The sequence below is a fragment of the Nocardia sp. bgisy118 genome (assembly GCF_057708605.1).
Genome location: NZ_JBYISM010000043.1, coordinates 1 through 26,764 on the forward strand (window position 1 = coordinate 1; position 26,764 = coordinate 26,764).

A 26,764-nucleotide genomic window follows, 5' to 3' on the forward strand; every position below is an offset into this window, starting at 1 on the left:
CCGTCCGCGCCGGTCTTACCCGGTGCTTCTGAGAGGCAACTTTCCCAGCCTAACCGGCCTCCCTCGCAGAGTCAAGTCTGCTCGATCGTCCTGGTCCTTGCGGGCCGCCAGGCGCTCCTCGTCCTACCTCGTGTCCCGGTCCTCGCCCAGCCTCTCGGCTTGGCGTCTCGGCTCCGGGTCGGTGTCCGTGTCGCTCTGACGTTGAATAAGTTACGCGGCGGGGAACGCGGCGTCAAATCCGCACTACACGGATGTAATTCCGCAGGTCAGGAGCTTGCGATGGGGCCGAAAACGGGCTTGGGCCACACGAATGTGACCCAAGACACCAAGATCATCAAGCGGTCGCACGCCTGACGCCCGCGATATTGCGCTTGCCTCGGCGCACCACCAACCAGCGTCCGTGCAGGTAGTCGCCCTCGTCCGGGGTCCATTCGAGGTCGGAGATCTTCTGGTTGTTGACCGAAGCACCGCCCTCGTTCACCGCGCGACGGGCCGCGCCGCGGCTTTCGGACAGGCCGGTGGCGACCAGCAGATCGACGATGGTGTCCACCTGACCGGGCGCGACCTCGGCCACGGCGCCGTCGATCGCGGCTTCCTGCAGCGCGGCGGACAGCGTCGCCTCGTCCAGCTCGCGCAGTTCACCGCGACCGAAGAGGGCCTGGCTCGCCAGCTGGACGGCGCGGGTGTGTTCCTCCCCGTGCACCAGGTTGGTCATCTCGGCGGCCAGCCTGCGCTGGGCTTCCCGCGCATGCGGACGTTCCGCCGTCGCCTTTTCCAGCTCGGCCAGTTCCTCGCGGCCGAGGAAGGTGAACCACCGCAGGTACCGGACGACGTCGGCGTCGGCGGTGTTGACGAAGTACTGGTACCAGGCGTACGGGCTGGTCATCTCCGGATCGAGCCAGAGGCTGCCGCCGCCGGTGGACTTGCCGAACTTCTTGCCGTCGGCCGAGGTCACCAGCGGCACGGTGAGCGCGTGCACCGCCTCGCCGTCCACCCGCCGGTTCAGTTCGACGCCGGCGATGATGTTGCCCCACTGATCCGAGCCGCCGACCTGCAACCGGCACCCGTGGGTGCGCCGCAGCTGCAGGTAGTCGTTGGCCTGCAGCAGCATGTAGCTGAACTCGGTGTACGAGATGCCCTCGCCGTCCAGGCGGCGCTTGATGGTGTCGCGGGCCAGCATGACGTTGACCGAGAAGTGCTTGCCGATATCGCGCAGGAAGTCGACGGCGGTGAGCTGTCCGGTCCAGTCCATGTTGTTGGCGATGATCGCGCCGGTGGGCGAGTCGTCCAGGTCGACGAACCGCTCCAGCTGCGACCGGATCCGCTGCGCCCACTCGGCCACCGTGTCGGTCGAGTTCATGGCGCGTTCGCCGACGTCGCGCGGGTCGCCGATCAGGCCGGTCGCGCCGCCGGCCAGAACGATCGGCCGGTGTCCGGCGCGCTGGAAGCGCTTCAGCGCCAGCAGAGGGACCAGGTGTCCGGCGTGCAGGCTGGCCGCGGTCGGGTCGAAACCGGCATACAGCGTCAACGGCCCGTCGGCCAGCGCCGCGCGCAGGGCGTCGAGGTCGGTGGACTGCGCGATCAGTCCGCGCCAGGTCAGTTCGTCGATGATGTCGCCGCTCACGCCGTCCCATCTTTCCGCACCGCTGTCCTGCGCCGATGCGCAGGTACCGGGGGCGATTCTCCGCGCGGCGCCGCCGCAGAGCCAGGGAATTTCCGCCGCGCGGGTCCCGCACCGCCTGTTGGACCGAAATCAGCCCGCACGCCTGCGCTGCGGCGAGCTCGCGGACATGCTGAGCGGGCCAGAACCGCCACCGCCTTGCGCTCAGCGCTCCGGGGACGCCGCACACGCGACGACCCGGCGACCGGAAGGGCGCGCCTTCCGACCACCGGGTGGACGTCGAATCGTTCAGCGGGACAAGCGATCCCGCAGCGCGACGAGACCGTCACGGCGCTCCCACGCGAGCCAGGCGAACACCGCGGCCAGCACCAGCGGGAAGACGGCATAAGAGGGCGCGTCCAGGACGAAGGCCTGGGTGGCCGCGGCGAAGACCATGGTGATCGACAGTCCGGCCGCGGCGGCGCCTGCCAGCCGCCCGATCAGCAGGCCGAGGCCGCCCGCCACCTCGACGAGGCCGGTGAAGTACATGAACCAGTCGCCGAAGCCGATCGCGTCGAAGACCCGCACAGCGTCCGCCTGGGCGACGAACTTCGGGATTCCCGAGGCGATGACGAAGAACAGGCCGAGCAGGATTTGCAGGGTCCACAGCACGCGATTGCGGATCGTGCCCGGGCGGGTGGTGGTCGGGGCGGGGGCGGTGATGGCGGTCATATCCGTGTCCTTCGGTTCGGTCGCGCCGGGCGCGGCGCGTTCTCCCGATAAGACGGGGGACGCGCGCCTAATTCATCGCACCGCCGCGAGTGTTCCGCCGAACGCGTCCACCCGCTCCGGGGACGACAGCGGGGGCGGCGGCGAGTGGCGCGCGCGGACTCCGCCGGTACGCCGAGACCGCGGGCGAGGACGGCAACCAGAACCGCCACGGCCGATCGGCGGCCACGCTGACGCCGACGCGCGGGCCGCTGGCGATCTGGGCGGCGTCGATGGCGCCGTCCAGCTCCAGCCGGATCGGCGAGGCCGGATCGAACAGCGGCGTGCCGTAGTCGTCCAGGGTGATGCCGAGGACGGTCCCCAGGTTCCCCGGGCCCCGGCCGAGGTCGGTGTCGGAGCGGGCCGCGGGCCTACGCCCACGTGCGACCCCCAGGCCATCGATCACCTCACCGGCCCGCACCAGCACCGCACTGGCCGCGCCGTCGGGTCCACTGGTCACATTGATGCAGGTGTGCATGCCGTAGCTGAGATACACGTAGAGGAACCCCGCGGGACCGAACATCACCGCGTTGCGCGCGGTCCGTCCGCGCCCGGAGTGCGAGGCCGGGTCCGGCCACGGCCCGGCCGGGTCGCCGCCGTACGCCTCGACCTCGACGATCCGGACGGCCACCGGCCCCGACCGCAGCGTCGCGCCGAGCAGGCGACGGGCGGCGGCGGGCGGTTCGACCACGAGATCATCGACAGGCACGCGGCCATTCTCCCCGGCCGCGCCGTCAGCCGCTCGGCCGCCGCCCGTCGATCGGGCCCGGTGTTGATCGCCCCGGCGCTGAGTTACTCGTCGACTCAGCGCCTGCGCGCCCACGAAACGCAGCGCACCGCCGATCACCGACCCAACGACCCAGCATCCGGCGCTCATCGATCCAGCACACGGACGCGCCCATCAACCCAACGTCGACGCGCCCATGGACAGTCCCTTCAACTTCCCCGGGTTCACCTGGAAGCGCAGGTTCTCGATGCGGCCGTCCACCAGGTCGTAGGTGAACGCCGCGACCGGGACTTCGCCGATGCGGGCGAGCGCGCCGAGTTCGCCGTTGATGTGGGTGGGCTCGAGCACGATGCCCGCCGACTCGGGCTTGGCCAGCACACCGAGGATCCAGCGCGCGACGTGATCGGGGCCGTGCAGCGGACGGCGGGCCGCGGTGACCACGCCGCCGCCGTCGGACCAGCACGTCACCTCGGGGGCGAGCAGATCCATCAGCGCGTTCAGGTCGCCGCCCGCGCAGGCCGCCATGAACCGCTGGGTGACCTGCGCGCGTTCGGCGGTGTCGGTGTCGAAGCGCGGGCGGCGGGACTGCACGTGGGTGCGGGCGCGGTGCGCGATCTGCCGGATGGTGGCCTCGGGCCGGTCCAGGGTGTCGGCGATCTCTGCGTGGCTGTAGCCGAACACCTCGCGCAGCAGGAATACCGCGCGCTCGACCGGGGTGAGGGTTTCGAGCACCACCAGCATCGCGGTGGAGACGGTGTCGGCCAGCTCGGCATCCTCCGCGAAATCGGGTGTGGTGAGCAGTGGTTCGGGCAGCCAGGGTCCCACGTAGGTCTCGCGGGTGGCCCTGGCCGAGGTGAGCCGGTTCAGGGACAGATTCGTCACGGTGCGCACCAGGTAGGACTTGGGGTGACGCACCGCGGACCGATCGGCTTCGTTCCACTTCAGCCAGGCGTCCTGTAGGACGTCCTCCGCGTCGGTGACGGTGCCGAGCATCCGATAGGCGGTGGCGAACAGCAGCCGCCGATGTTCGATGAACGGATCGGGTTCCGGCGTCTCGGGCATCAGTCCATGCTCCTCGGTAAGGGACCGAGTCGGCAAACCGGTCAGTCTTTTACGCGGGTGGCGCGGCCGCCGTGCGAGAGCTGTACCGCGACGGTCATCTTCTTGCTGAGCCGGAAGGCCTTCGGAGGCGTGCTGCTGACGGTCTCCTTGTAGAGCGCCGCGGCGCGTCCAGTGAGGTGGAACCGCCCCGGGGTGTCGTCGGCACGGGTGAACTGGATGACCCCGTCGCGGCGGCCGAGGCTGACCGGCTGGTGGAAGTAGCCGAACCAGAACGGGCGAATTTTCTTGCCGCGCAACTTTTTCGCGATCGTGTCGGCAGTGTAGGCGGCCGTGGGCATGCCGCTCTGGCAGGTGCCGTGGATCACGCCCCAGAGTTGACGCACCGCCGCGGCGTCGCCGATGGCGCGAATAGTCGGATGCGATACCGACTTCAGCGTCCGATCGACGATGATCAGCCCGCGCTCGTCGGTCGCGATACCCGCCCGCGCGGCAAGTGGCGCGACGCGGACGCCCGCGGTCCACAGCGTCAGATCAGCGGGAACCAGTGTGCCGTCGGCCAATTCGACGGCGTCGGGCAGCACCTTGGTGACCGCCTGGCCGACGTTTCGGGTGACGCCGAGCCGGTCCAGCGCGCGGTGCAGATAGGCGCGGGCCCGCTCGCCCATCATCGCGCCGGGCTCGCCGGTGCTGATCAGGGTGACGCGCAGACCGGGGTGCTGATCGGCGATCTCGGCGGCGGCCTCGATACCGGTGAGCCCGCCACCGCAGACCGCGACCGCACCGCGCTGCGCGGCCACCTCCGCGAGACGTCCGGCGAAGCGATGCGCGACGCGCGGATCGTTCAGGGCCCAGGCGTGTTCGGCGACGCCGGGCACTCGCTCGGTGTCGGTGGCGCTGCCGAGGGCGTAGACGAGTTCGTCGTAGGGCAGCACGCGATCGTCGTCGACAGTGACCGATCGCGCCTCGGGGTCCACGGAAGTGGCCCAGCCCTGGACGAATTCGATGCCCGTGCCCGCGAGGATCTCGGGGATTCGGTAGTCGGCCAGCTCCTGCCCCGCGGCGACCTGGTGCATGCGCAGCCGCTCGGTGAACCGCGCGGACGGATTGACCAAGGTGATGCGCACGGGCAGGCGGCGGGTGCGCCGCGCCAGCCGCACGGCGGCCAGCATGCCCGTGTAGCCCGCGCCGAGGATGACGATGCGGTGTTCGGTGTTCATGGCGGTTGCTCCGATCGCTGGGTCGCTGGTGGGTGACGACCATGGGACAGACGACCTGCGCCGGACGTGACAGCCCTGGTTGTGAACTGAGTCACACGGCATGCGCACAGCGGCGCGTGGTCTTTTCCGGGGTCCATCCAGGGTCGAAATGGGGGCCGTCCCCGATGTCGCCGCCACCGCGAAATTCCTACCGTCGGTGCATGTCTTCGGTTTCCCGACCGCGCCGGTGGCGACGGCTCTTCCTGGTACTCGCATCGCTCGTCGCGGTGATACTCGCCGCGGTGAGCGGCTGCGTCGGCTGGGTCTACGTCGACGCGGAGGTCTCCACCGTCGGCCGCACCGAGTTTCGCAACGAGCTCGCCGTACCGCCGCTGGCCGAGTCCCGCCTCGAGCCCGACGGGACGCGCCTGTTCGAGCTCGACATGCGCACGGGCAGCCGGGAATTCCGGCCCGGACAGGTGACGCCGACCTGGGGTTTCAACGGCGATTACCTCGGGCCGACGCTGCGCGCCCGGCGCGGTGAACAGGTCAGGGTCCGCATCCGCAACGGGCTGCCCGAGGCGTCGACGGTGCACTGGCACGGCATGCATCTCCCGGCGGCCATGGACGGCGGCCCCCACCAGATGGTCGAGGCCGGCGCGACGTGGACGCCCGAGTGGACGGTGGACCAGCCGGCCGCGACGCTCTGGTACCACCCGCATCCGCACGGCGAGACGGAGGACCATGTGCGCCGCGGGCTGGCCGGGATGTTCCTCCTGGATGACGAGTCGACCGAAAGCCTGTCGCTACCAAGGAATTACGGCGTCGACGACCTGCCGGTCATCGTGCAGGACGTGACCTTCCGCGGCGCCGCTCTCGACGGCGCGCACAGCATGTTCCGCGATGTCGGTTTCCTCGGCGAGCAGACGATGGTCAACGGCACGCTGACCCCGTACCGCGAGGTCGGCGACGAACTGATCCGGCTGCGGCTGCTCAACGCCTCCACCGCGCGCGTCTACACCTTCGGCTTCGACGACGCACGCGCCTTCGCTCTCATCGGCACCGACGGCGGGCTGCTCGACCGCCCCGCCACCCTGCACCAGCTGCCGCTCTCGCCGGGCGAGCGCGCGGAGATCGTGGTGCGGATGCGCCCGGGCGAGCGAACCGTGTTGCGCAGCAACAAGTTGGACGCCGGTCTCGATTTCTGGACGCAGCGCTTCAGCGGCGGGGACGACACCTTCGACATCCTGCAACTGCGCGCGGCGACGACGCTGCGCCCCTCCCCCGCGCTGCCCGCCACGCTGGCGCCCGCGTCCACCCCGGACGGCGCCGACTCGGTGACGGAACGGCGCTTCGAACTCGACCTGAAGGGCATCAACGGCACGCCGATGGCGATGGACCGCATCGATTTCGCCGTCACCCGCGGCACCACCGAGACCTGGATCGTGCACAACCGCGACGGCATGCCGCACAACTTCCACATCCACGACGTGCAGTTCCGGGTGCTCGCGGTCGGCGAGAGCGCACCGCCGCCGCACCTGTCCGGCCCCAAGGACACCGTCTTCCTCGCGCCGAACGACACGGTGCGCCTCGCGGTGCGCTTCGACGGGCCCGCCGATCCGGACACGCCGTACATGTATCACTGCCACCTGCTCTGGCACGAGGACCTCGGCATGATGGGCCAGTTCGTCGTCGTGGAACCCGGAGGGACGGCCGGGCGTCCGACGCATCGCCACGGGCATTGACACGCCCCCTCTTGCTGCGGGCGGATACCGAGCGGTAAATTCATCGTACAGTGAATTCAACACTCGATGAATTGAGGCCGACATGTCTCATCCCCCGTCTTCCGCCGCGGTCGAGGTCAGGAACCTGACCGTCCAGCGCGGCAAACGCGAAGTCCTGCACGATATTTCGCTGACCATCCCGCGCGGCTCGATCACCGGGCTGCTCGGGCCGTCCGGCTGCGGCAAGACCACCCTGATGCGCAGCATCGTCGGCACCCAGATCGTGGCGTCCGGCGAGATCACCGCGCTCGGCCTGCCCGCGGGCGCGGCCGAGCTGCGCAGGCGCATCGGCTACGTCACCCAGGCGCCGAGCATCTACCCCGACCTCAGCGTGCGCGACAACGTCGCCTACTACGCCGCGCTGTACGGCCGCGACCGCGACGACACCGACATCGCCATCGCCGCCGTCGGCCTGCTCGACCACGCGGGCCAGCGCGGCGACGAGCTCTCCGGCGGGCAGCAGACCAGGGCGTCGCTGGCCTGCGCGCTGGTCGCCCAACCGGATCTGCTGGTCCTCGACGAACCGACCGTCGGGCTCGACCCGGTCCTGCGGGTCGACCTGTGGAAGCAGTTCCACGAACTGGCCGCCAACGGAACGACGCTGCTGGTCTCCAGCCACGTCATGGACGAGGCCGAGCACTGCGACCAGCTGCTGCTCATGCGCGAGGGCAAGGTGCTCGCCCAGCTCAGCCCCGACGAGCTGCGCGAACAGACCGGCGAACAGAACCTCGAGAAGGCCTTCCTCACCCTCATCACGATGGGACAAGCGGCATGACCACCACCGCCCTGCACCCGAGCGCACCCCGGTGGACGCTGCGCCCCTACGCCGCGACCACCACCCGCATCCTGCGCCAGCTGCGCAACGACCATCGCACCGTCGCCATGATCCTGGTGGTCCCCGCGCTGCTCATGACGCTGCTGTATTTCATCTATGCCGAGGCCCCGACCGCGCCGCACCAGCCGCTGACGTTGTTCGACCGGGTGGGCATCAGCATGCTCGGCATCCTGCCGTTCATCGTGATGTTCCTGATCACCGCGATCGCCATGCAGCGCGAACGCACCTCGGGCACCCTCGAACGGCTGCTGACCACGCCGCTGTCCAAACTGGATCTGCTCGGCGGCTACGGCACCGCCTTCTCGCTGGCCGCGGCCGCGCAAGCGACCGTCGCCTGCCTGGTGTCGTTCGGGCTGCTAGACCTCGAGGCGGCGGGCGATCCGGCATGGGTGGTGCTGATCGCGGTCGTCGACGCCATCTGCGGCGTCGCGCTCGGTCTGCTGGCAAGCGCCTTCGCCCGCACCGAGTTCCAGGCGGTGCAGTTCATGCCGGTGGTCGTCGCGCCACAGATCTTCCTGTGCGGCTTGCTCGTTCCGCGCGACCAGCTGCCCGGCTGGCTGCAACCGATCAGCGACCTGATGCCGCTGAGCTACGCGGTCGATGCGCTGCAACAGGTTTCGACCCATCCGGAGGCGACCGCGCAGATGTGGCGCGATATCGCCATCGTCGCCGCCTTCGCCATCGTGTCGCTGGCGCTCGGCGCGGCGACCCTACGGCGGCGGACCACATGAGCACGGGCGAACGCGCTTCGGCGAAACGCGGTGTCGCCGAACGGCAAGGGCGTTCGGGGCGGCGACCGGGCAGATCCGGCGCGCGGGAGGCGATCCTCGCCGCCGCCCGCGCCCGATTCGCCGAGGCCGGTTTCGACAAGACCTCGATCCGCGCCGTCGCGGCCGACGCGGGCGTCGACCCGGCGCTGGTGCACCACTATTTCGGCACCAAACAACAGTTGTTCGCGGCGGTGGTCGAGCTTCCGGTGGACCCGGAGGCGACCCTGCGCATTCTGGAGACCGCGCCGCTGGACCGGCTCGGCGCGACGATGCTCGCCGCGGTGGTCGGCGTCTGGGATTCCCCCGCCGGGCCCGGCATCGTCGCGATGGTGCGCAGCATGCTCACCGGCGGCGAACCGGCCCTGGCCCGGACATTCGTGCTGGAAGTCGTGCTCGAGCGGGTCCGTCAGCGGATCGCCACCCCGGAGGACGACGGCCGCGCCAGGGTCGCGCTGGCCGCCTCGCAGATGATGGGCGTGCTGGTGGCCCGCAAGATCATCGGCGTCGAACCGATGGCGTCGATGCCGATCCCGGAGCTCGTCGCCGCCGTCGGCCCGACCTTGCAGCGTTATCTGACCGGCGATATCGGCACGGCCGCAAGCGAATCCGGGGCGGTCCGCGCGGTGCGCTGACCTACCGCCAGCGCCCGGGCGCAGACCCGTTCCGTGCGCTCAGGCGGTGAACGCCTCGTGCTCGGCGTCGGTGACATCGCGCGCCTCATCGATCAGCAGCACCGGAATGCCGTTCTCGATCGGGTACGCGCGGCGCAGTCGCGGGTTGTAGAGCAGCGCGGCGCCCGCGGCGTCGCGGACCAGCAGCAGCGGGCCCTTGTCCTGCGGGCAGGCGAGCAGGCTCAGCAGCGTGGCGTCCAACGCGGTTTCCTCCGGCATGATCGTGAACCTACCCGACCGAGCCGTCGCCCTCGACGACCGGGCGACGGCGGAACGAGATGTGCCGGTGCCCGAAGTAACTCGCCACCGCGACCAGGCCCATCACGACCACCGCCGACAGCTGCGCGGGCAGGTGCAGCACCGTGACAGCCAGGTAGAGCAGCGCCGTGTTCAGCGCGAGACCACCCGAGTTCACCGCGACGAAGCCCGCGAAATCGCGCAGCACGTGGCCGCGCACCCGGAACACCAGGGTGCGATGCAGCACGAACGCGACGGTGATCCCGAGGGCGTAGGCCAGCGGCACCGCGGCGAGCGGCGCCCAGCCCGCGTCGGGCAGCACGGTCAGCCAGGCCACCGTCAGCGCCATGCCGAAGACCGTGTTGAACGCGCCGATCAGGGCGAAGGCGACCTCCTGCCTGCGCACCAGCCGCAGCAGCAGCCCCGACGCGGGCGGTTCGGCCGCCCCGGTGGCCGCGTTCGCACGCTGGTCCGTGCTCACGCCCCCACCTCGCCGCGCGCGCTCACGACTCCACCTCGCTGACGCTCGGCTCCGTCGTACGCGAGAGCGCACTGCGCCGATGGTTCACTCGCTGACGCTCGCTCACGACTCCACCTCGCTGACGCTCGGCTCCGTCGTACACGAGAGCGCACTGCGCCGATGGTTCACTCGCTGACGCTCGCTCACGAAACCACGTCCACGAGTTCCCGCTCCGGCTCGCCCGTCGGCCGCTCCTCGACGCCGGTGTCGTCGTCGCGCCGCCGGGACCGCACGTACATCCACTGCAACAGGCCGAGACCTGCGAGCCCGGCCACCGTGGTCGCGATGCCGATCTTCCAGCCCGGGGGACGCCAGGTCAGCACCAATTCGGCGTTCTGGGTGCCCGCGGGGACATCGACGGCGACGAAGGACTTGGCGACGGTGGTGATCGGAATCTGCTTACCGTCCAAGGTGACCCGGTACCCCGGCCAGCCGAGCCGGGCGAAGACGACGCGTCCGCCCTGCTCGGAGCTCACCCGCACGCGGCTGGTGGTGTCGGTCTCCGAGATCGACGTGGCGGTCACGTTCTTCGCGTCCGAGACCCGGCCGTTCACCGTGGAGACGGGCCCGTCGACGCGCTCCAGCACCGCGATGTAGCGCTCGTGGCCCGGGTAGTCCACCCACTTCCAGCCTTCGGGCGCGGCCTGCTCGCGTGCGTCGGGGAACAGCGCGCGCTGCAACACCACCCTGTCGAGCTTCATCAGGTCGACCAGCGGGCGTCCGGTGCTCTGCTCCGGCGCGAACATCCTGCGGTAGGCGTCCGGGCAGACGCTGCTGTCCCAGCGCATGCACAGCACCTCACCGAAGTAGAAGTGGCCGGTGGGCGTGTAGCCGTTGACGTACTTCAGCTCCAGCGTCCTGGCGTAGTTGCCGAAGACCAGCGAACCGTAGGCGGCGTCGATGTCCCGGTCGGCGGGTTGCAGCAGGCCGCGCTCGCCGAGCTGGAGGGTGGTGCCGGTGAAATCGGGGAACTTCGCCATCGCTTCGGCGCGGTCGGCGGGCAGGTTCCACGGCATCGGCGTCGGCTGCGCGGCACTCACCTGGAAGTAGGCGATCGGGAACATGGCAACGATGGTCAGCGCAGCCGCGGCGGCGATGCCGCGGTCGCGGGCGAGCCACACCACCCCGGCGCCCACCGCCGCGATGCCGAGCGCCGCGACCACGTGCCAGAGCGCGTGATGCGGGTCGGCGGAGAAGGACCGCACCCACAGCGCGAGGATCAGCACACCGGCCGCGATGCCCCGGTTCTTCCAGTTCTGGAAGGTGCCGTAGCGGCCGAGCAGCACGCACACCAGCACCAGCAGGCCGATGGCGAGCATCGGCAGCACCCGCACCGGCCAGCGCAGCGGACCGATCGAGCCGGGCCCGGCGGTCCACATCAGCATGATGAGGGCGAACAGCGCGACGGCGCTCAGCTCGCGCCACGACTCCCGCGCCCGCTTCCAGTCGATGAACGCCAGCGCGGGGATCAGGAACCATGCGATGTAGGTCAGCGGCATCGGCTGCACGTAGCCCCACCAGGAGGTGAAGGCGGGCAGCGAACTGGGCAGGCTGGCGTTGAGCGACTCCGACCACGGCACGGTCAGGAACTGATCGTTGTTGATCTGCGCGGTGCCACGCCAGGTCACCTTGGCCGAGAGCATGCTGGGCAGGAAGGTCAGCAGACCGGCCAGGCCCGCGCACGCGGAGACGGCCGTCAGCCGCGCGACGGGCTGCCACTTGCGTTGGCACACAAGCTCGCCGACCGCCACCGCGAGCAGCATCAGCGCGGCCTCGACGGCCGGGAAGATGTACTGGGTGGAGATCGTCAGGTACAGGAAGACGAAGACCGGGATCGGCCCGCCCGCGATGCGGCGGCGACGCGAGCCGGGCTCGTCGCTCGCGCCCGGCCCTCGGGTGTAGTGCACCGCCGACGCCCACGCGTGCACCATCCACGCGGTGCCGGTGAGCGCCGTCATCCAGCTGGCCTGATCGAAGAACAGGAAGAAGCCCGAGAGCGGGAACGCCACACCCGCCACCGCCGACCAGGCCGGGCGGGCGCCGTAGACGAGGCAGATCCGGTAGACGCCCGTCGCAGCGATGATGGAGAAGATCAGCTTGACGACGGTCGCGTACAGCGCCACGTTGTCCACCGAGGGCGCGATCAGATCGATCAGCAGCTGCGGCGGATTGAACAGGCCCGCGTCGTCCATCGTGTTGTTGCCCGACATCCACTGCTCGGGCACCATCACCGGGAACTGACCGTCGCGCAACGCCCGGCCCAGGCCGATCCACAGCGCGGTGTACTGCGATTCGGTGTCGTCGGTGAAGTAGTGGCGGACGTTGGCCAGCAGGACCGCCGCGTACCCCGCGATCACCCCGATCACGGTGATAGCGCCCCACCGGTATACGTCCCGTCGCGAGTGCGGCCGCGAGTCGAGTACTGCACTGTCGGTCACGAGTTCCAAACCCTACAGCCCACCGCAGCGCTTGGCATCGGCCGCCGAGGTGTTGATGATGGTCCGATGAACGAAGCGCCGTCTGGCATGAGCAGCACCGGAAGGCCCCGGACGCGTCGTGCTAGAGTTCACCGCGGCTCGGGCTCCGCTGTCCAGCGGGCAGTACCGGCACGCACCGTCATCGAAAGTTGATCCAGCTGATGCCGATTCCCTCCCCTCGCCCGCTCCGCTCCGACATCGTCGCGAACGGACGTCCCGGCGTCGACCGGCCGCACGGCATTTCCGTTGTGGTGCCGGTGTATCGGGGCGAGAACACCATCGGCGCACTGTCCGCCGAGTTGCACGCGCTCACCGCGGGCTCCCAGACGCCCGGCGGCATCGCGTTCGTGGTCGAGGAAATCATTCTGGTGCACGACAACGGGCCCGATCGCTCCGATGTCGTCCTTCAGGAGCTGGAGCGGACCTATCCCGCGGTGCGCACCGTCTGGCTGAGCCGCAATTTCGGTCAGGACGCCGCCACCATCGCCGGAATGTCGGCCGCGCGAGGCGACTGGATCGTCACCATGGACGAGGACGGTCAGCACGATCCGCGCTTCATCGGCGCGTTCCTCGACGCCGCGCTGACCAAGCGCGCGGACCTGGTCTATTCCAAGCCGACCAACACCCGCCCGCACGGTTTCCTGCGCAACCTCACCTCGCGCGGAGCCAAGATCGTGCTCGCGACCCTGTTCGCCTTCCCCGACTCGACCCGGTTCGAGAGCTACCGTCTGATCCGCGGCGACATCGGCCGCCAGCTCGCCGAGGTCGCCTCCAACGGCGTGTACCTCGACGTGGCTCTCACCTGGGTGGTCGGCACGGTCGCGCAGGAGCCGGTGGTGCTGCGCGCCGAGGGCCGCGAGGAATCCGGCTACAACTACCGCAGGCTGTTCTCGCTGTTCTGGAAGATGGTGCTGTGCAGCGGAACCCGCGGCCTGCGCCTGGTCAGCATGCTCGGCGTGACGCTGGCGCTGGCCGGCGTGGTGATGGCCGCTGTCGTCGTGTACGAGGCGCTGACCATGGACGGCTGGGCGCCGGAGGGCTGGGCCTCCACCATCGTGGTGCTGCTGCTGTGTTCCGGAGCGATCCTGTTCTCGCTCGGCCTCATCGCCGAATATCTCGGGGTCGCCCTGCACATCCTGGTGGGCAAGCCGCTGTACCTCACCGTCGACTCACCGACGCCGCGCCCGGCGCAACCGACGATCGCGGAGGACGTGACCGCGCCTGCGCCCGAGGCACGGGAACTGACCACGACCACGAGCAGGGGGACCGACCGGGTTGAGCACTGACCGCGTCATCTTCAGCCGCCCGTTCCGGGCGCGCCGGGAACTGGCCAACCTCGAGGCCGTGCTGGCCTCCGACCACAGCCATGGCGACGGGCAGTTCACCGCGTCGGCCACCGCGAAGCTGAAGACCATCACCGGGGCGCCGCACGCGCTGCTGACCACCTCCTGCACCTCCGCGCTGGAGATGGCCGGTCTGCTGCTCGAACTCGGCCCCCAGGACGAGGTGATCGTCCCGAGCTTCGCTTTCACCTCGACGGCCACCTCGATGGCGTTGCGCGGCGCGACCTGCGTCTTCGCCGACATCGACCCGGAGAGCGGCAACCTGGACCCGGAATCGGTGGCCGCCGCGGTCACCGAGCGCACCAAGGCCGTGGTGGTCATCCACTACGGCGGTGTGGCCGCGGACATGGACGGGCTGCTCGCGCTCGCCGCGCAGCACGGGTTCGCCGTCGTCGAGGACAACGCGCACGGGCTCGGCGGCAGCTATCGCGGACGCCCACTCGGCACGATCGGCACGCTGGGCACGCTCAGCTTCCACGACACCAAGAATGTGCACTGCGGCGAGGGCGGCGCGCTGCTGCTCACCGACGAGATCCTGATGGCCCGCGCGGAGATCATCCGGGAGAAGGGCACCGACCGCGCCCGGTTCCTGCGTGGCGCGGTGGACAAGTACTCCTGGCAGGACATCGGCTCCAGCTACCTGCCCAGCGAGCTCAACGCCGCGGTGCTCGACGCGCAGCTCGACGAGTTCGACACGATCCAATCCGGCAGGCACCGGGTGTGGGACGCCTACGCCGCGGGACTGGCCGACTGGGCGGCGCGCAACGACGTCCAGCTCATGACGGTGCCCGACGATCGCGCGCACACCGCGCACCTGTACTACCTGCGCACGCCCACCGAGCAGCGCCGCGACGACCTGATCGGCCATCTCGCCGGGCTCGGCATCTCGGCCCCGTTCCACTATGTGCCGCTGGACTCCAGTCCCGCGGGCCTGAAGCTCGGCCGCACGCCGCAGCCGTGCGTGCGCAGCGCCGAGTTCTCCGGAACCGTTGTGCGTCTTCCGCTGTGGCCGGATCTGCGCGACGACCAGGTGGGCAGGGTGATCGAGGCGGTCACCGCCTTCACCGTCTGACCCGCCGCGCGACGCGGGCCGAGTGTCACCTCGGCCCGACGCGATGCCGGGACACTCAGGCGGACAGCACGTACAGTTTCTCGCGGCCGCCCGCGATCAGCGCTCGCTGCGCGACGCGCGGCTCGTAGCGGCGGAAGAACTCGTCGAGGGTGGCCTCGGTGAAGCGATGCGCCTGACGGCCGTCGCCCGCGTTGGTGAAGCGGCGGCCGACGGTGGACAGGACCCGGTTGCGGCTGGTCGCCAGGTTGCGGATCGGTTCGGCGACGATGACCGACTTGCGCGCCGCCGCGAGCATCCGGTCCAGCACCGGGCCCGGCTCGGGTAGGAAGTGGTAGAGACTGGCCTGCATCACCACGTAATCCGCCTCCGGCAGCGGCGCGTCCGAACGCATGTTCCAGACCAGTCCGCGGCCGCCGGCGCGGGAGACACCGGCGACGAAACGCTCGTTCAAATCCAGCCCGGTGTAGGCGACCGATTTGGCGCGCAGGTAGCGGGTGTACAGCGTCGCCGGACCGCAGCACACATCGACCACCTCGGCCCCGTCGGGCACCAGCCCGGCGATCGCGCCGTACCTGGCCGCGTAGTGGCGGCCGTACAGTCCGCGCATCAGCAGCTCGTACACGGCGCGATTGCGATAGATGAGGCTCTCACTCACCAAATACCCCTGAACGGTTGTCGGACGTCGGGTGCGGCCTCCGGCGCCGCGCGGGCTGACCCCGGCACAAACTATGCCAGCCGACGCCCGTGCGCGAATTGTCCGGGTGCGCGTGCCGGGGGCCAATCCGACGGATCTACAACGCGTTCCGGCTCAGTGGCCGAGGAGGTCGGCGGCCTCGGTCTCGGTGAGCACCTCGTAGTTCTCGGTTTTCCGGTCGTACCACCAGGTGAGCGGCCCCGGCTCCGGCCGCCCTGCCGCCTGCACCGCGCGGGTCGACGGGCGGTAGCTGGCGCTGCGCGGGATCTCGTCGACCACGTACACCAGGTCCGGTCGCTGATCGGGATCGAGAGCGCGCACCGCCTCGGTGACGTCCTTCAGCTCGAGGGTGAAGCCCTTCCGCACCGACACCGCCGCCACCGCGAGGCAGTGGTCGCCGACCGGCAGACCGTAGGCCACCTCCATGTCGACCGCGGTGATGTCGTTGAGCACGTCCACGATCGGCTGGCCGAACACCGGGCCGCGCGCGGTCTGGATCACCGTGTCCTTGCGGTCGACCAGCCAGAAGTCGCCGTCGCTGTCGCGGCGGAACAGATTCTCGGTCGGCATCCACGAGTCGCTCGCGCCGAACACGCCGCGCAGGCCGCCCGCGGAGATGTCGACGCCCTCCGAGGCCCTGCCGATCATCAGGCCGACCTCGTTGTCCGCGCAGCGGCGGGCGAACCCGGATTCGTCGACCAGGATGCGGCCCGCGATCGGGTCGTAGGCCACCAGTTCGACTTTGGCGGTGCCCGGCACCGGGCGGCCCTTGCAGCCCGCCTTCGCACCGGTCACATTGGCCAGCACCACGTCGCCCTCGATGGAGGCGTAGAACTCCAGCACCCGCGCGGGCTCGAACTGTTCGGTGGTGCGCCGCCACAGTCCGGCGGGCATACCGGAGCCGATGAACAGCCGGATCGGATGCCGGTGCCCGGCCGGGAACACGCCGGCGTCGAGGATGTCGCGCAGCATCGTCCAGGTGTAGGTCACCACCGTGACGCCGTAGCGATGCACCTCCTCGGCGAACTGGGCCGGGTCCAGCGACCTGGCCAGCGCGATGCGGCTGCCGCCCGCGATGGCGCCGCCGAGGCTGACCAGCAGACCCGACGAATGGTGCAGCGGCGCGAGGCAGTACACGGTGTCTTTGCGGTCCAGGTCGGCGCTGGTCGCGGTGCCGAAGGCCGACAGCGCCCAGCGGTGGTTGGTGATGTACTTGGTCTCCAGCCGATCGCCGGTGCCGGTCACCAGCACGAAGGCGAGTTCACGCGCCAGGCCGGGATCCGGGCGGTACCAGGCGGGCACCTGTACCTGAGTGGGATCGATCTGCTCCAGGTCGATCACATTGCCGCTCACCGGGATATCCAGTCCGCGCGCGTCGCCGCCGCCGAGCACCAGCACCCGCGCGCCGGTCGCCGCCGCGATGCGCAGGTTCTCCGGGTCCGCGATCACCGTCTCGGCGCCGGTCAGCTCGATCGCCCTGCCCAGCTCGCTGCCTGGTGCGAGCAGCACGGCCACCGCGCCGAGACGCGACAGCGCCGCCACCGTCACCAGGGCGCTCGGACGGGTCTCCATCACCACGCCGACCCGGGTCGCGGGCCGGATGCCTACCGAGATGAGGCCGCGCACCACGTTGTCGATGCGGACGTGCACCGCGGCGTTGGTGTGCACGCGATCGTCGAAGAGGAAGCACTCGCGCAGCGGCGCCCGCTTGGCCTGCTCGGCGAGCAGCTTGCCGAGCGAGATGCGGGTGTTGGGCTGGATCATCCCCAGCCGGGTCAGCCGGGGCAGCGCCCGCGCCGCCTCGCCTGCCAGCTCGATCGAGCCGCGCACGGTGTTGTTCGCGATGCCTTCCAGCGCCTTGCCGACCCCGGCGCCCGCCTCCGCCAGCGTCCCCGCCGTGTGCACCACGCGGGTGGCCGCCGAGCGCGGCCGGTTGGTCGGCACGTGCTCGGTCATCCGGAAGATCTCCGCGGGCAGCGGCTTGCCGCCGTCCATCCACTCCACCCACTGCCGTACCAGCGGCCAGGTGTGTTTGGTGGCCATGCTGCCCGCCACCAGACCGAAGTGGCCCGCGACCAGGCTGGCCTCGAACACTTCCGCGTTCGGCGCCGCGCGCACGATGCCGCGCACCGCGGCGGGCTGGCCGATGTCGTCCACCTCGCCGACGAAGGCGAGAATGGGGCACTTCAGCTCGGCCAGCGAGATCGGCTGGTCGCGAATCACGAACCCGCCAAGCATCATCCGGTTGTGCGCGACGAACTGCTTGAGCAGATCGGCGGCCGCGGGCCCGGCGTAGGCGACCCAGCCGTCGCTGTTCAGGAAGCGGCGCTGGCGCTCCTTGGGCAGCAGCGCCTCGCGGTCGTGCAGCTGGCGCAGGAAGTCGACCCTGGACTTCGCGGTCTTGACCGGGTCGAGCATCTGGAAGCCGAGACGCACCATCGAGTCGGTGATGGGCAGCCGGGTGACCACGTGGTCGGCCAGGAAGTCGGCCACATCCGAGACCAGCCCGTACGGCAGGCCGAACGGGATCCCCGCGACGATGTCGACCGGGCTGCCGAAGGTCACGATGCTCGCCACGCCCTTGCCGTAGCGGTAGGCGGTGGTCTGATAGGCGAACATGCCGCCCTGCGAGTAGCCCATCAGGTGCACACTGGCGCCGGTCGCCTCGCACACCGTGTCGATGGCGCTGCTCACCGCGAGGACATGGTCGGCGAGGTCACGCTCCCAGCCGCCCTCCTCGCTCGCCGGAGAACCGAAATCGACCACCCAGCAATCTATTCCGCCGCGGTGCAGGATGCCCACGGCGCCGCCTTCCGCGTTCACGTCCCAGATGTCGGCGTTGACCATGAGCGGCGGCACCAGCACCGCGACGGGACGGCCCGGCGTCGCGTCGTCGAGGAAGTAATGCCGCAGGCGATACATCCTGCGGCGCTCGACCACCTCGTAGGGCGACGACTCGACATCATGGGTGAGACCGCCGAAGCGGATCACCTCCAGGCCGTTCTGCGCGGTCGCCATCAACCGCTGCACCGAACCCACCAATTCCTTACCGAAGTTCACCATCGCTCCTGGCCCTACCCTGCAATGTGGCACACGACCTCCGCGCACTCGCTCGGCGCGAAGAGACACCCTTCCGGCCCCCGAGAAGCATGCCGTCTATGCGTATAGACGAGCTTCCCACATCGGGTGTCCCCCATGTGTCGGCTGTGACAGGTTCCATGTCGGATGAGGGCGGTCACCGGCCCATGACGTTGATGTACATGCTCTCGAACGGGTCGGGACTGATACTGAGATCACCGCGGAACGGATAGTCCATGGCGGCGATCAGGAAGATCATCGCGCCGAGGAAGAAGGCGAACAGTCCGCCCAGTAGCAGGTGCGCGTCGCGGTTCAGGCTGAACATGCACAGCAGCACCACGTTGATCGCGCCGCCGACCAGGATGACCCACCACAGCACGTCGGGCAGGCCGCCCGCGGTGGCGTTGATCCGGTGCCTTCGATCGGAGTCGAAGCGCGCGAACTGTTCGATGGTGGCGGCATGCACGATCTCCTGCGCGGTGGTCTTCGGCTCGAAGGCGAGCAGGTTCACCTGGAACCGGGTCACCAGCGCCGTGCCGCCCATAGGCTCGCGACCCTCGCGCAGCGCTGGCCACGCCTCGGTCAGCACGTTGTCGGCGTAGTCGACCAGATCCTTCTGGAGCAGACTGCGCTGCGGTTCGGGATACGCGCTCACCTCGCGGTAGAGCGTGCCCAGCGACGCGGCCTCGTCGGCGACCAGGCTCTGCGCCGTGTCATAGGACTCGTAGGTCGCGGCCGCGATCAGGCCTAGTAGCAGTCCGTAGAAGACGCCGCCGACGGTGAGCACCATCGTGACGGTGTCGTTCTTGCCGGGCTCGGGCCCGAAGATCCGGAGGACGTAGTTGCGCGATACGAGGATGCCCGCGGCCGTCAACAGCACTGCGCTGCCGGTGATGATGAGGAATGTCAGCCAGATAGGCAACCCGTAGACCCAGGTGAACATGGGACAACAAGATAGCCAGCCACCGGCGAGAGTTCGGCGAATCCGCGATTCATCCCGAGACGTTACCTGCCGTTATCCGGATCGAACGCATGTCGTAACCATCCGAATCCGATATGGGGCGATTCTGCGAATTCTGCTGCGCCGCAACACTTCCGCCACCTAGCATCTATGCCGTCTGGAACGCATTGTCGCGTAACTCTTTTCCACCCCGATCGACTCGTTTTCTCGCAGGCCTTTCCGGTCTGCTGATCCGTCGTGCCCAAGAAACACCATCGACCTGTCCCGGTGACCCCTCGAGGTGAGGACCACGCATGACCATAGAAATGCCAGTCCAAGCGGAAACCAACGGTCGCAAGACCCTGAGCACGGGCGCCGCCCATCAGCTGGCGCACACCACCAAATCCGAACCGCAGATGCAGGGCATCAGCTCGCGCTGGCTCACCCGCACGCTGCCCTGGGTGCAGGTCAACGGCGGTATCTACCGGGTGAACCGGCGCCTGACCCACACCGTCGGCAACGGTGAGGTCGAATTCGTCGTCGACGGCGGCCAGGCCAGGGTGATTCCACTGGAGCTGCAAGAACTTCCGCAATTGCGCGGATTCGACAACGAGGAAACGCTGGCCGCGCTCGCGCAGCGCTTCGAACAGCGCGACCTCGAACCAGGCACAGTCGTCGCGGAATTCGGCAATCCGATGAATCAGGTCATCCTGATCGTGCACGGCAAGCTGGCCAAGATCGGTGCGGGCGAATTCGGCGAGCAAACCAAGGTCGGCATGCTCGGCGCCGGTGACTATTTCGGTTCCGAAACCCTGATCGATTCCTCCGCGATCTGGCCGGTGACGGTCAAGACGGTCACCAAGACGACCATACTGATACTCCCCCGGCAAACTCTCGACGAAATGGTCGAGAACGCACCGGCATTGCGCGAGCAACTCGAACGCGTCGCCGCGGCGCCCGCTCATCGGCAGAATTCCAAGGGCGAGGCCGACATCGAGATCTCCTCGGGTCATGCCGGCGAGCCGTTGCTGGAAGGCACCTTCGTCGACTACGACGCCTCCCCGCGCGAATACGAGCTCAGCCTGGCGCAGAGCGTGCTGCGGGTGCATTCCCGCGTCGCCGATCTGTTCAACGATCCGATGAATCAGGTCGAACAGCAGCTGCGCTTGACCGTCGAGGCGCTCTACGAACGCCGGGAACACGATCTGGTGAACAATCCCGATTTCGGGCTGCTGCACAACTGCGATCTCAAGCAGCGCATCTACACCGAGTCCGGCCCGCCGACCCCGGACGACATGGACGAGCTGCTGAGCATGCGCCGCAGCACGAAAATGTTTCTGGCGCACCCGAAAGCGATCGCCGCGTTCGGCCGCGAATGCACCAAGCGCGGGATCTACCCCGACCCGGTGGACGTCGACGGACATCGGGTGCCCGCGTGGCGCGGCGTGCCGATCTACCCGTGCGGCAAGATCCCCGTCAGCGAGAACGGGACCACCTCGATCCTCGCCATGCGCCTCGGCGAAAAGGACCAGGGCGTGATCGGACTGCACCAGACCGGGATTCCGGACGAATTCGAGCCGAGTCTGAACGTGCGCTTCAAGGGCATCGACGACCAGTCGATCATCTCGTACCTGGTCAGCTGCTACTACTCGGCCGCCGTGCTGGTCCCGGACGCCCTCGGGGTGCTCGACAATGTCCTGGTCGCACGGCAGGCGGACTAGCCGGGGTGATGACCGATGTCGGTGCTCTCCCGCGCCGCCGCGCCCGCCGCCACGCACGAGCTGGCGGCCGACATCGCGGCGCTGCTCACCAACCCGGACAGCCCGGCGCCCGCCGACCTGTTCACCGATGCGGCAACGGAAGCTCCCGCGCCGCCCAATGATTCGAGTCCGCCCTCACGAGCGGCCGGCCCGACGCCGGTCCGGCTGCTCGGCCCGCGGGGCTTGGGGGCCGCCGCACTGCGGCTGCCCGCGCCTGCCGATCACGCCGCCGAACCGACCACGCCGTATCTGGCGCCGGAGGCCGTGACGATCGGCCCGTCCCAACCCGGCGCCGCTCCGGTCACGGACGGCGTCGTCGAGCCCCCGGCAAGCCCGCCGGAGGGGAACGTCGCGACCTCCGTCGGCCCGGCGCAGGGGGCCGGTCCGGCGGAGTCGCGACGCCCGCCGATTCCGTCCGGCCCGCCGATTCCGTCCGGCCCGCCGATTCCGTCCGGCCCGGCGGTGCCGTCCGGCCCGGCGGTGCCGGTCGCCGACCGGGTCGCCGCACCGGAGAGCAACGGGGATGTCACTCTCGCCGAAGCGGAGGCCGCGACGGGGTCGCTGCGCACCCGAATTCCCTCGGGGCCCACCGGATTGGGTACAGCGTCCACGGCGGTACGGCCCGCCGCGGACGCGCCGAGCGCGCCACCGGGCCCGTCCGGGCTCGGCACCGCCTCGACACAGGTAGGCAGCGGATCACGCATTCCGCCGCTGTACTGTCCGCCGCCGCTGCGCGACGATCCCGCGCTGGCGGAGGCGGTGAACGAGGGCCTGCTGGCGTGGGCCGAGGACATCGGGCTCTACGAGGGCAGGCTCGACGAGTTGCGCAAGGCCGACTTCGGACGGCTCATCATGCTCGCCCACCCCGACTGTTCCAACGCCGACCAGCTGCTGGCCGCGGCCAAATGCGCGGTCTCGGAATGGTCAGTGGACGACTACTACTGTGAGCCGGACGCCGACGACCGCGCACCGGACGGCACCCCGTCCAGTCCGGAAGCCGAGCTGGGCCCGCGGCTCGAACTCTGCATGGCCGTCATGGATCCCGCTCATCTGCCCGCGCGCTACGCCCCGCAATTGGAGCGGGCGTTGCAGGCCGATCCGATCCTGCGGGCCTTCCGCACCTCGTTCGAGCACCTGGCCCAGTACTCCACCCCGGCGCAACTGGCCAGGCTGCGCACCGAGATCGGCGGCTGGTTCATCGCGCTGGGTGCCGAGGCGGGCTGGCGAGGCGCGGGCCGGATGCCACCGGTCTGGGAATACCTCACCAACCGCCAGCCACACAGCTTCCTGCCGTGCATGGCGCCCATCGACACACTCGGCGGTTACGAGGTCCCCGCTGCGGAATACACCCATCCCGCCGTGCGGCGCGTCACGACAACCGCGGCGCTGGCCGCCCAGATGGTCAACGATCTGTATTCGATGGCACGCGAAGACCTTTCCAACGGAAGGGAATTCAACCTCCCCACGGTGCTCGCCGCCGAGGAGCGATGTTCCCGCAGGGAGGCGGTGCTGCACACCGCGGCGGTCCACGACGAACTCGTGCACCGCTTCGAACGCGAGGCCGCGCCGCTGGCCGCCGGCGGTTCGCCGGAACTGCGCCGCTTCCTCGTCGGTCTGTGGGCGTGGATGGGCGGCAATCGCGCCTGGCATGCCGACAGCCGTCGCTACAAAGATGCCGAATAGCCAGTACCGCAACGAGAGAGGATGATCACGCATGACCATGCTCAACCCCCAGGCCGAGGCCGTGCTGCGCACCAACTATCAGAAATCCGTTGCGGCGTACTGGAACAACAACCCCAACGACGACCGGGTCAACACCGTGCTCGGCGAGGTCGACGGGCTCTACCACCACCACTACGGCATCGGCGATCCCGATCTCTCGGTACTGGAGGGCCCCGAGAACACCCGTCAGGAACGGATCGTCGAGGAACTGCACCGGCTCGAGACCGCGCAGGCCGACCTGCTGCTCGACCACCTCGGCGACGTCCGCCCCGGCGACCGGCTGATGGACGGCGGATCCGGCCGCGGCGGCACCAGTTTCATGGCCAACCAGCGCTTCGGCTGCCAGGTGGACGGCGTGACCATCTCCGAATACCAGGTCGGCTTCGCCAACGACCAGGCGCAGCACCGCGGCGTCGCGGACAAGGTGCGGTTCCATTTCCGCAACATGCTCGACACCGGCTTCGACAGCGGCGTGATGCGCGGGATCTGGACCAACGAGACGACCATGTACGTCGACCTGTTCGATCTGTTCCGCGAGTTCTCCCGGTTGCTGGAGCCCGGCGGGCGCTACGTCTGCATCACCGGCTGCTCCAACGACGTGACCGGAGGGCGCTCCTCCTCGGTCAGCTGGATCGACGCGCACTACGGCTGCATGATCCATCCGCGCAGCGAGTACTTCCGCGCGATGGCCGAGAACGGCCTGGTGCCGATCGACGTGGTCGACCTCACGGCGGCCACCATCCCGTACTGGGATCTGCGCACGAAGTCCGAGCTCGCGACGGGTGTGGAGAAGCCGTTCCTCACCGCCTACCGGGAGGGCAGCTTCCAATACCTGCTCATCGCCGCCGATAAGGTGGGGAGGTGACCGAGACCCTCGCCCAGCCGCTGACCGACCGCGAGGCCCTGCCCGTCGAGCTCGTGGACGAGGCGGGCCGCGCGGTCGGCGCGTGCCCGGTCTCGGAGGCGCACCAAGCGCCCGGGCGACTCCATCGCGCGTTCTCCGTGTTGCTCTTCGACTCGGCGGGCCGGGTCCTGCTCCAGCAGCGGGCCGCCGTGAAGACCCGCTTTCCCCTGCTGTGGGCCAATACCTGCTGCGGGCATCCCGCGCCTGGCGAACCGGTGCTGGCCGCGGCCGCGGTCCGGCTCGCCGAGGAGCTGGGGCTGGCCACTACGCTCACCGAGGTCGGCGTCTTCCGCTATCAGGCCCAGGACAGCGTCACCGGCCGCGTCGAGCACGAGTGGGATCACGTGATCGTCGGCCTGCTGGACGCGGGCATGCCACGGCCCGATCCCGCCGAGGTGGCCGCGTACGCCTGGATCCAGCCGGAGGAACTGCGCGCCGCGCTGACGGACGATCCGGCGAGTTACACGCCGTGGTTGGCGGACGTGCTGGAGATCGCCGACGCGGCACACCACGCGGGGCGTCGGTCCGCGCACTGATTCACGTCTCGGCCCAGCCCGGCGATTCCGCGGGCTGGGCCTTTTCGTCGTGGGTTTCAGGGTTGCCGCGTGGGCAGTCCGTTCGGGTAGGCCCATGCCAGGCGGGTCAGGACGAGTGCGGCGGCCATCAGCCCGAAGTCGCGCAGGGCGATGTCGCCGTACCCTCCGACGAGCAGCAGGTCGACGATGATGAGGCCCAGCCATGCCGCGACCAGCGGCGCACCCAGGCGCGGGAGTACGAGGACGGCGATGCCCGCGACGATCTCGACGACGCCGACGAGGTTCATCGCCGTGTGCGCATCGCCGGGCACGAGCTTGTCGAAGAACTCGGCGAGGTAGCGGGTCCAGTCGTCGGTGAGGATGTTGGCGAACTTGTCGAGCCCGAACAAGATGGGCAGGACGCCGAAACCGAGACGCAGCGCCCAGAACGCCTGGTAGCCGGGATCGGTGAGGGCGGGCGCGGGCCGGGTGCGATCGGTGTGCACAGTCATCTTTTCTCCTTGGAAGGTGATGCGGGAGCCGATGAATCCGGTTGGTCGGGGCCCTGATGCGGGTGCACCGAGCTGCTTGCCGACCTGAACCGGTCCACATCTGTTAGTGGCCGCGGCTGCCAAGGTCTTACCGGCGGAGGAAAAGATTTCGCCTCGCGGTGTTCGTGCTGCTACTCCGACGAGTCGGGGTACTGGTCGAGCAATTCGCGCAGGGCTTGTGCCTCTTCGGCGCAGGCGCCGCACCCGGCCAGGTGCACCTGCATGGCGAGATCCTCGTAGCGAGGGTCGGCGAGGCGGCGCTCGACGTACTCGTCGAGCATCGCGAAGCAGTCGTCGCAGGACAGGTACGGGCTGGTGTCGGCCAACAAGCCGGCGATCGTTTCGGCGCTCGAAGCCGGTTTCGGGTCGGTCATGAGATGCTCCGGTCGGGGCTGATATCGAGATGTCCGCTGGCGATGAGCGCGGATCGCAGCCGACGGCGGGCATCGTGCAACGTTTTGTAGAGGGCATTGCGGGTGCTGCCCAAACGGTCGGCCAGCACATCGATCGGCACCTGCTCGACCACCAGCGCCAGCAGGATGCGCCGCTGGTGCGGGGTGAGGTCCCGGGCGATCGCGGCCTCGACGGCGCGGGCGAGCTCGGTGGCGCCCACCACGGTTTCCGGGGTCGGTGACCTGTCGGCGAGCGAGGTCAGCGCGTCCGGCAGCAGGATTTCCCGGTGCCGCCATGCCTGGCGGCGAACCGCCACACCGGCGTGATGCACCCCGAACTTGTAGACCCACGTGGTGAAACGACTGCGCCCCTCGAACGTCGGGAGCCGGCGAAGAACGGAGACCACGGCGTCGTTGGCACACTGCTGCGCCAAGTCCTCCAGATCGCCTGCTCCAACCCCTGGCAGCAGATCACGCAGCCGCCACACCTGATGCCGGGTGGCCCGCAGCAACACCTCGCGCAGCCGCGCCACCGCATGACGACCGGCGGGGCCGTTGTCGGTCAGATCAGCCAGCCACTGCTCGTCGTCCTGTCTGCGCGCCACGCCGGAGGTCGTGGGGTTCACGGTGCTCACAGTAGCGTCTCCTGCTCGGGCATCGGTGCCAGAATGCGCACCGCCAGCTCGGGCGGGCAGCCCAGGTCGACAAGCTGTAGCAACGCGTGCATATCGAACCCAGGATCGGAGCTCACTGCCTCGGCCAACCGTGCCGGGAAGCCGGACGCCACGAGCCAGCGTCTACGCCAATCCCGGACATCGGCCGACAACCCGTGTGCTCCCGCGGGTGTGGTCCGCTGCCGCAAATGAACGATCATGCCCAGTTAGTGTCGCTCGACGAGGGTTTCTTACCCGGCATCGAGCGCGATTCGGCTGCGGGCCTCCTCCCGGTCCTTGCCGGTTTTCGAGCGCCGGACAGGTACCGGTCTCCGCCTCGAATATCGCGCATCCATGTATTAATGCGCATATCTATGTAGCGGCATCTCACTAGCCCGTCCGGAAGCTTGGGGAAATCACAGGATCGGCACAGCCTCAGTCCAGGGGCGGACTCCATGCTGGGGAATGTACGAAAGTCCGGGGGGCGATTGCG

25 protein-coding genes are annotated in these 26,764 nt (G+C 69.3%); 10 read left to right on the top strand and 15 right to left on the bottom strand.

Annotated features, from left to right (window positions below; genetic code table 11):
* Nucleotides 1–334 precede the first annotated feature (334 nt).
* The 5 genes from tyrS to AC3EO7_RS35330 all read right to left on the bottom strand — a co-directional run bounded on the left by tyrS (nt 335) and on the right by AC3EO7_RS35330 (nt 5,374).
* Entirely contained in the window at nt 335–1,624 is a 1,290-nt protein-coding gene (gene tyrS / locus AC3EO7_RS35310) for a tyrosine--tRNA ligase (RefSeq protein ID WP_431970819.1), read from the bottom strand.
* Nucleotides 1,625–1,909: 285 nt separating this feature from the next.
* Entirely contained in the window at nt 1,910–2,332 is a 423-nt protein-coding gene (locus AC3EO7_RS35315; RefSeq protein ID WP_435593571.1) for a DoxX family protein, read from the bottom strand.
* Nucleotides 2,333–2,399: 67 nt separating this feature from the next.
* Nucleotides 2,400–3,077, bottom strand: a complete 678-nt coding sequence (locus AC3EO7_RS35320; protein ID WP_435593572.1) for a DNA-3-methyladenine glycosylase — start codon at nt 3,075–3,077, stop codon at nt 2,400–2,402.
* 192 nt (nt 3,078–3,269) lie between these two features.
* Nucleotides 3,270–4,157 (bottom strand): RNA polymerase sigma-70 factor, encoded by an 888-nt coding sequence (locus AC3EO7_RS35325; RefSeq protein WP_431970815.1) that lies wholly within the window; start codon nt 4,155–4,157, stop codon nt 3,270–3,272.
* A 41-nt stretch (nt 4,158–4,198) separates the two neighbouring features.
* Complete coding sequence (locus AC3EO7_RS35330; RefSeq protein WP_435593573.1) at nt 4,199–5,374, bottom strand: NAD(P)/FAD-dependent oxidoreductase; 1,176 nt, start codon at nt 5,372–5,374, stop codon at nt 4,199–4,201.
* Nucleotides 5,375–5,574: 200 nt separating this feature from the next.
* On the opposite strand from AC3EO7_RS35330, the gene AC3EO7_RS35335 reads away from it, so the two are divergent.
* The 4 genes from AC3EO7_RS35335 to AC3EO7_RS35350 all read left to right on the top strand — a co-directional run bounded on the left by AC3EO7_RS35335 (nt 5,575) and on the right by AC3EO7_RS35350 (nt 9,374).
* Nucleotides 5,575–7,098 (top strand): multicopper oxidase family protein, encoded by a 1,524-nt coding sequence (locus AC3EO7_RS35335; RefSeq protein WP_435593574.1) that lies wholly within the window; start codon nt 5,575–5,577, stop codon nt 7,096–7,098.
* 82 nt (nt 7,099–7,180) lie between these two features.
* Nucleotides 7,181–7,912, top strand: a complete 732-nt coding sequence (locus AC3EO7_RS35340) for an ABC transporter ATP-binding protein (RefSeq protein WP_435593575.1) — start codon at nt 7,181–7,183, stop codon at nt 7,910–7,912.
* Nucleotides 7,909–8,703 (top strand): ABC transporter permease, encoded by a 795-nt coding sequence (locus tag AC3EO7_RS35345; protein WP_431970811.1) that lies wholly within the window; start codon nt 7,909–7,911, stop codon nt 8,701–8,703. Before AC3EO7_RS35340 ends, AC3EO7_RS35345 begins: the two co-directional genes overlap by 4 nt.
* Nucleotides 8,700–9,374 carry a TetR/AcrR family transcriptional regulator gene (locus AC3EO7_RS35350; RefSeq protein WP_431970810.1) on the top strand — a complete coding sequence of 225 codons (675 nt, stop codon included), beginning with the start codon at nt 8,700–8,702 and terminating at the stop codon, nt 9,372–9,374. The genes AC3EO7_RS35345 and AC3EO7_RS35350 overlap by 4 nt, the downstream gene beginning before the upstream one ends.
* A 39-nt stretch (nt 9,375–9,413) precedes the next feature.
* Here AC3EO7_RS35350 and AC3EO7_RS35355 read toward each other — a convergent pair whose 3' ends face one another.
* The 3 genes from AC3EO7_RS35355 to AC3EO7_RS35365 all read right to left on the bottom strand — a co-directional run bounded on the left by AC3EO7_RS35355 (nt 9,414) and on the right by AC3EO7_RS35365 (nt 12,608).
* Nucleotides 9,414–9,632 (bottom strand): Trm112 family protein, encoded by a 219-nt coding sequence (locus AC3EO7_RS35355; protein WP_357410849.1) that lies wholly within the window; start codon nt 9,630–9,632, stop codon nt 9,414–9,416.
* Nucleotides 9,633–9,642: 10 nt separating this feature from the next.
* Nucleotides 9,643–10,131: a GtrA family protein gene (locus AC3EO7_RS35360; protein WP_431970809.1), complete on the bottom strand. Its 489-nt coding sequence runs from the start codon at nt 10,129–10,131 to the stop codon at nt 9,643–9,645.
* 182 nt (nt 10,132–10,313) lie between these two features.
* Nucleotides 10,314–12,608: a hypothetical protein gene (locus AC3EO7_RS35365; RefSeq protein WP_435593576.1), complete on the bottom strand. Its 2,295-nt coding sequence runs from the start codon at nt 12,606–12,608 to the stop codon at nt 10,314–10,316.
* Nucleotides 12,609–12,808: 200 nt separating this feature from the next.
* On the opposite strand from AC3EO7_RS35365, the gene AC3EO7_RS35370 reads away from it, so the two are divergent.
* Nucleotides 12,809–13,933: a glycosyltransferase family 2 protein gene (locus tag AC3EO7_RS35370; protein WP_431970807.1), complete on the top strand. Its 1,125-nt coding sequence runs from the start codon at nt 12,809–12,811 to the stop codon at nt 13,931–13,933.
* The gene (gene rffA / locus AC3EO7_RS35375) at nt 13,923–15,062 is read left to right on the top strand and encodes a dTDP-4-amino-4,6-dideoxygalactose transaminase (RefSeq protein ID WP_435593577.1); all 1,140 of its coding nucleotides are present in this window, start codon (nt 13,923–13,925) and stop codon (nt 15,060–15,062) included. The genes AC3EO7_RS35370 and rffA overlap by 11 nt, the downstream gene beginning before the upstream one ends.
* 55 nt (nt 15,063–15,117) lie before the next feature.
* Here rffA and AC3EO7_RS35380 read toward each other — a convergent pair whose 3' ends face one another.
* The 3 genes from AC3EO7_RS35380 to AC3EO7_RS35390 form a co-directional block, all read right to left on the bottom strand.
* Nucleotides 15,118–15,717: a class I SAM-dependent methyltransferase gene (locus tag AC3EO7_RS35380; protein WP_435593578.1), complete on the bottom strand. Its 600-nt coding sequence runs from the start codon at nt 15,715–15,717 to the stop codon at nt 15,118–15,120.
* 153 nt (nt 15,718–15,870) lie between these two features.
* Nucleotides 15,871–18,819, bottom strand: coding sequence for an acyl-CoA synthetase (locus AC3EO7_RS35385; RefSeq protein WP_435593579.1), 2,949 nt, complete (start codon nt 18,817–18,819; stop codon nt 15,871–15,873).
* A gap of 172 nt (nt 18,820–18,991) precedes the next feature.
* Complete coding sequence (locus AC3EO7_RS35390) at nt 18,992–19,777, bottom strand: bestrophin-like domain (protein ID WP_431970803.1); 786 nt, start codon at nt 19,775–19,777, stop codon at nt 18,992–18,994.
* Nucleotides 19,778–20,088: 311 nt separating this feature from the next.
* Between AC3EO7_RS35390 and AC3EO7_RS35395 the strand changes: the two genes are divergently transcribed.
* The 4 genes from AC3EO7_RS35395 to idi are packed head-to-tail and all read left to right on the top strand — an operon-like array spanning nt 20,089 to nt 24,696.
* Entirely contained in the window at nt 20,089–21,495 is a 1,407-nt protein-coding gene (locus AC3EO7_RS35395; RefSeq protein ID WP_431970802.1) for a family 2B encapsulin nanocompartment shell protein, read from the top strand.
* A 15-nt stretch (nt 21,496–21,510) separates the two neighbouring features.
* On the top strand, nt 21,511–23,217 hold the full coding sequence (locus AC3EO7_RS35400) for a family 2 encapsulin nanocompartment cargo protein terpene cyclase (protein WP_435593580.1): 1,707 nt from the start codon (nt 21,511–21,513) through the stop codon (nt 23,215–23,217).
* 31 nt (nt 23,218–23,248) lie between these two features.
* Nucleotides 23,249–24,121: a geranyl diphosphate 2-C-methyltransferase gene (locus tag AC3EO7_RS35405; RefSeq protein WP_431970800.1), complete on the top strand. Its 873-nt coding sequence runs from the start codon at nt 23,249–23,251 to the stop codon at nt 24,119–24,121.
* On the top strand, nt 24,118–24,696 hold the full coding sequence (gene idi / locus AC3EO7_RS35410; protein WP_431970799.1) for an isopentenyl-diphosphate Delta-isomerase: 579 nt from the start codon (nt 24,118–24,120) through the stop codon (nt 24,694–24,696). The genes AC3EO7_RS35405 and idi overlap by 4 nt, the downstream gene beginning before the upstream one ends.
* 56 nt (nt 24,697–24,752) lie before the next feature.
* On the opposite strand, the gene AC3EO7_RS35415 is transcribed toward idi, so the two are convergent.
* From AC3EO7_RS35415 to AC3EO7_RS35430, 4 genes are all read right to left on the bottom strand, one after another.
* Nucleotides 24,753–25,187 (bottom strand): DoxX family membrane protein, encoded by a 435-nt coding sequence (locus AC3EO7_RS35415; RefSeq protein ID WP_435593581.1) that lies wholly within the window; start codon nt 25,185–25,187, stop codon nt 24,753–24,755.
* Nucleotides 25,188–25,357: 170 nt separating this feature from the next.
* Nucleotides 25,358–25,600 (bottom strand): anti-sigma factor, encoded by a 243-nt coding sequence (locus AC3EO7_RS35420; RefSeq protein ID WP_431970796.1) that lies wholly within the window; start codon nt 25,598–25,600, stop codon nt 25,358–25,360.
* Nucleotides 25,597–26,244 (bottom strand): RNA polymerase sigma factor, encoded by a 648-nt coding sequence (locus tag AC3EO7_RS35425; RefSeq protein ID WP_431970795.1) that lies wholly within the window; start codon nt 26,242–26,244, stop codon nt 25,597–25,599. Before AC3EO7_RS35425 ends, AC3EO7_RS35420 begins: the two co-directional genes overlap by 4 nt.
* Nucleotides 26,245–26,249: 5 nt before the next feature.
* Complete coding sequence (locus tag AC3EO7_RS35430) at nt 26,250–26,492, bottom strand: hypothetical protein (RefSeq protein ID WP_431970794.1); 243 nt, start codon at nt 26,490–26,492, stop codon at nt 26,250–26,252.
* Nucleotides 26,493–26,764: the final 272 nt, after the last annotated feature.

Bases quoted from the DNA above. Each gene is read 5' to 3' on its own strand.
- AC3EO7_RS35315 (WP_435593571.1), bottom strand. From the start codon at position 2,332: ATGACCGCCATCACCGCCCCCGCCCCGACCACCACCCGCCCGGGCACG.
- AC3EO7_RS35325 (WP_431970815.1), bottom strand. From the start codon at position 4,157: ATGCCCGAGACGCCGGAACCCGATCCGTTCATCGAACATCGGCGGCTG.
- AC3EO7_RS35330 (WP_435593573.1), bottom strand. From the start codon at position 5,374: ATGAACACCGAACACCGCATCGTCATCCTCGGCGCGGGCTACACGGGC.
- AC3EO7_RS35335 (WP_435593574.1), top strand. From the start codon at position 5,575: ATGTCTTCGGTTTCCCGACCGCGCCGGTGGCGACGGCTCTTCCTGGTA.
- AC3EO7_RS35340 (WP_435593575.1), top strand. From the start codon at position 7,181: ATGTCTCATCCCCCGTCTTCCGCCGCGGTCGAGGTCAGGAACCTGACC.
- AC3EO7_RS35345 (WP_431970811.1), top strand. From the start codon at position 7,909: ATGACCACCACCGCCCTGCACCCGAGCGCACCCCGGTGGACGCTGCGC.
- AC3EO7_RS35350 (WP_431970810.1), top strand. From the start codon at position 8,700: ATGAGCACGGGCGAACGCGCTTCGGCGAAACGCGGTGTCGCCGAACGG.
- AC3EO7_RS35355 (WP_357410849.1), bottom strand. From the start codon at position 9,632: ATGCCGGAGGAAACCGCGTTGGACGCCACGCTGCTGAGCCTGCTCGCC.
- AC3EO7_RS35370 (WP_431970807.1), top strand. From the start codon at position 12,809: ATGCCGATTCCCTCCCCTCGCCCGCTCCGCTCCGACATCGTCGCGAAC.
- AC3EO7_RS35385 (WP_435593579.1), bottom strand. From the start codon at position 18,819: ATGGTGAACTTCGGTAAGGAATTGGTGGGTTCGGTGCAGCGGTTGATG.
- AC3EO7_RS35390 (WP_431970803.1), bottom strand. From the start codon at position 19,777: ATGTTCACCTGGGTCTACGGGTTGCCTATCTGGCTGACATTCCTCATC.
- AC3EO7_RS35395 (WP_431970802.1), top strand. From the start codon at position 20,089: ATGACCATAGAAATGCCAGTCCAAGCGGAAACCAACGGTCGCAAGACC.
- AC3EO7_RS35400 (WP_435593580.1), top strand. From the start codon at position 21,511: ATGTCGGTGCTCTCCCGCGCCGCCGCGCCCGCCGCCACGCACGAGCTG.
- AC3EO7_RS35405 (WP_431970800.1), top strand. From the start codon at position 23,249: ATGACCATGCTCAACCCCCAGGCCGAGGCCGTGCTGCGCACCAACTAT.
- AC3EO7_RS35415 (WP_435593581.1), bottom strand. From the start codon at position 25,187: ATGACTGTGCACACCGATCGCACCCGGCCCGCGCCCGCCCTCACCGAT.
- AC3EO7_RS35420 (WP_431970796.1), bottom strand. From the start codon at position 25,600: ATGACCGACCCGAAACCGGCTTCGAGCGCCGAAACGATCGCCGGCTTG.
- AC3EO7_RS35430 (WP_431970794.1), bottom strand. From the start codon at position 26,492: ATGATCGTTCATTTGCGGCAGCGGACCACACCCGCGGGAGCACACGGG.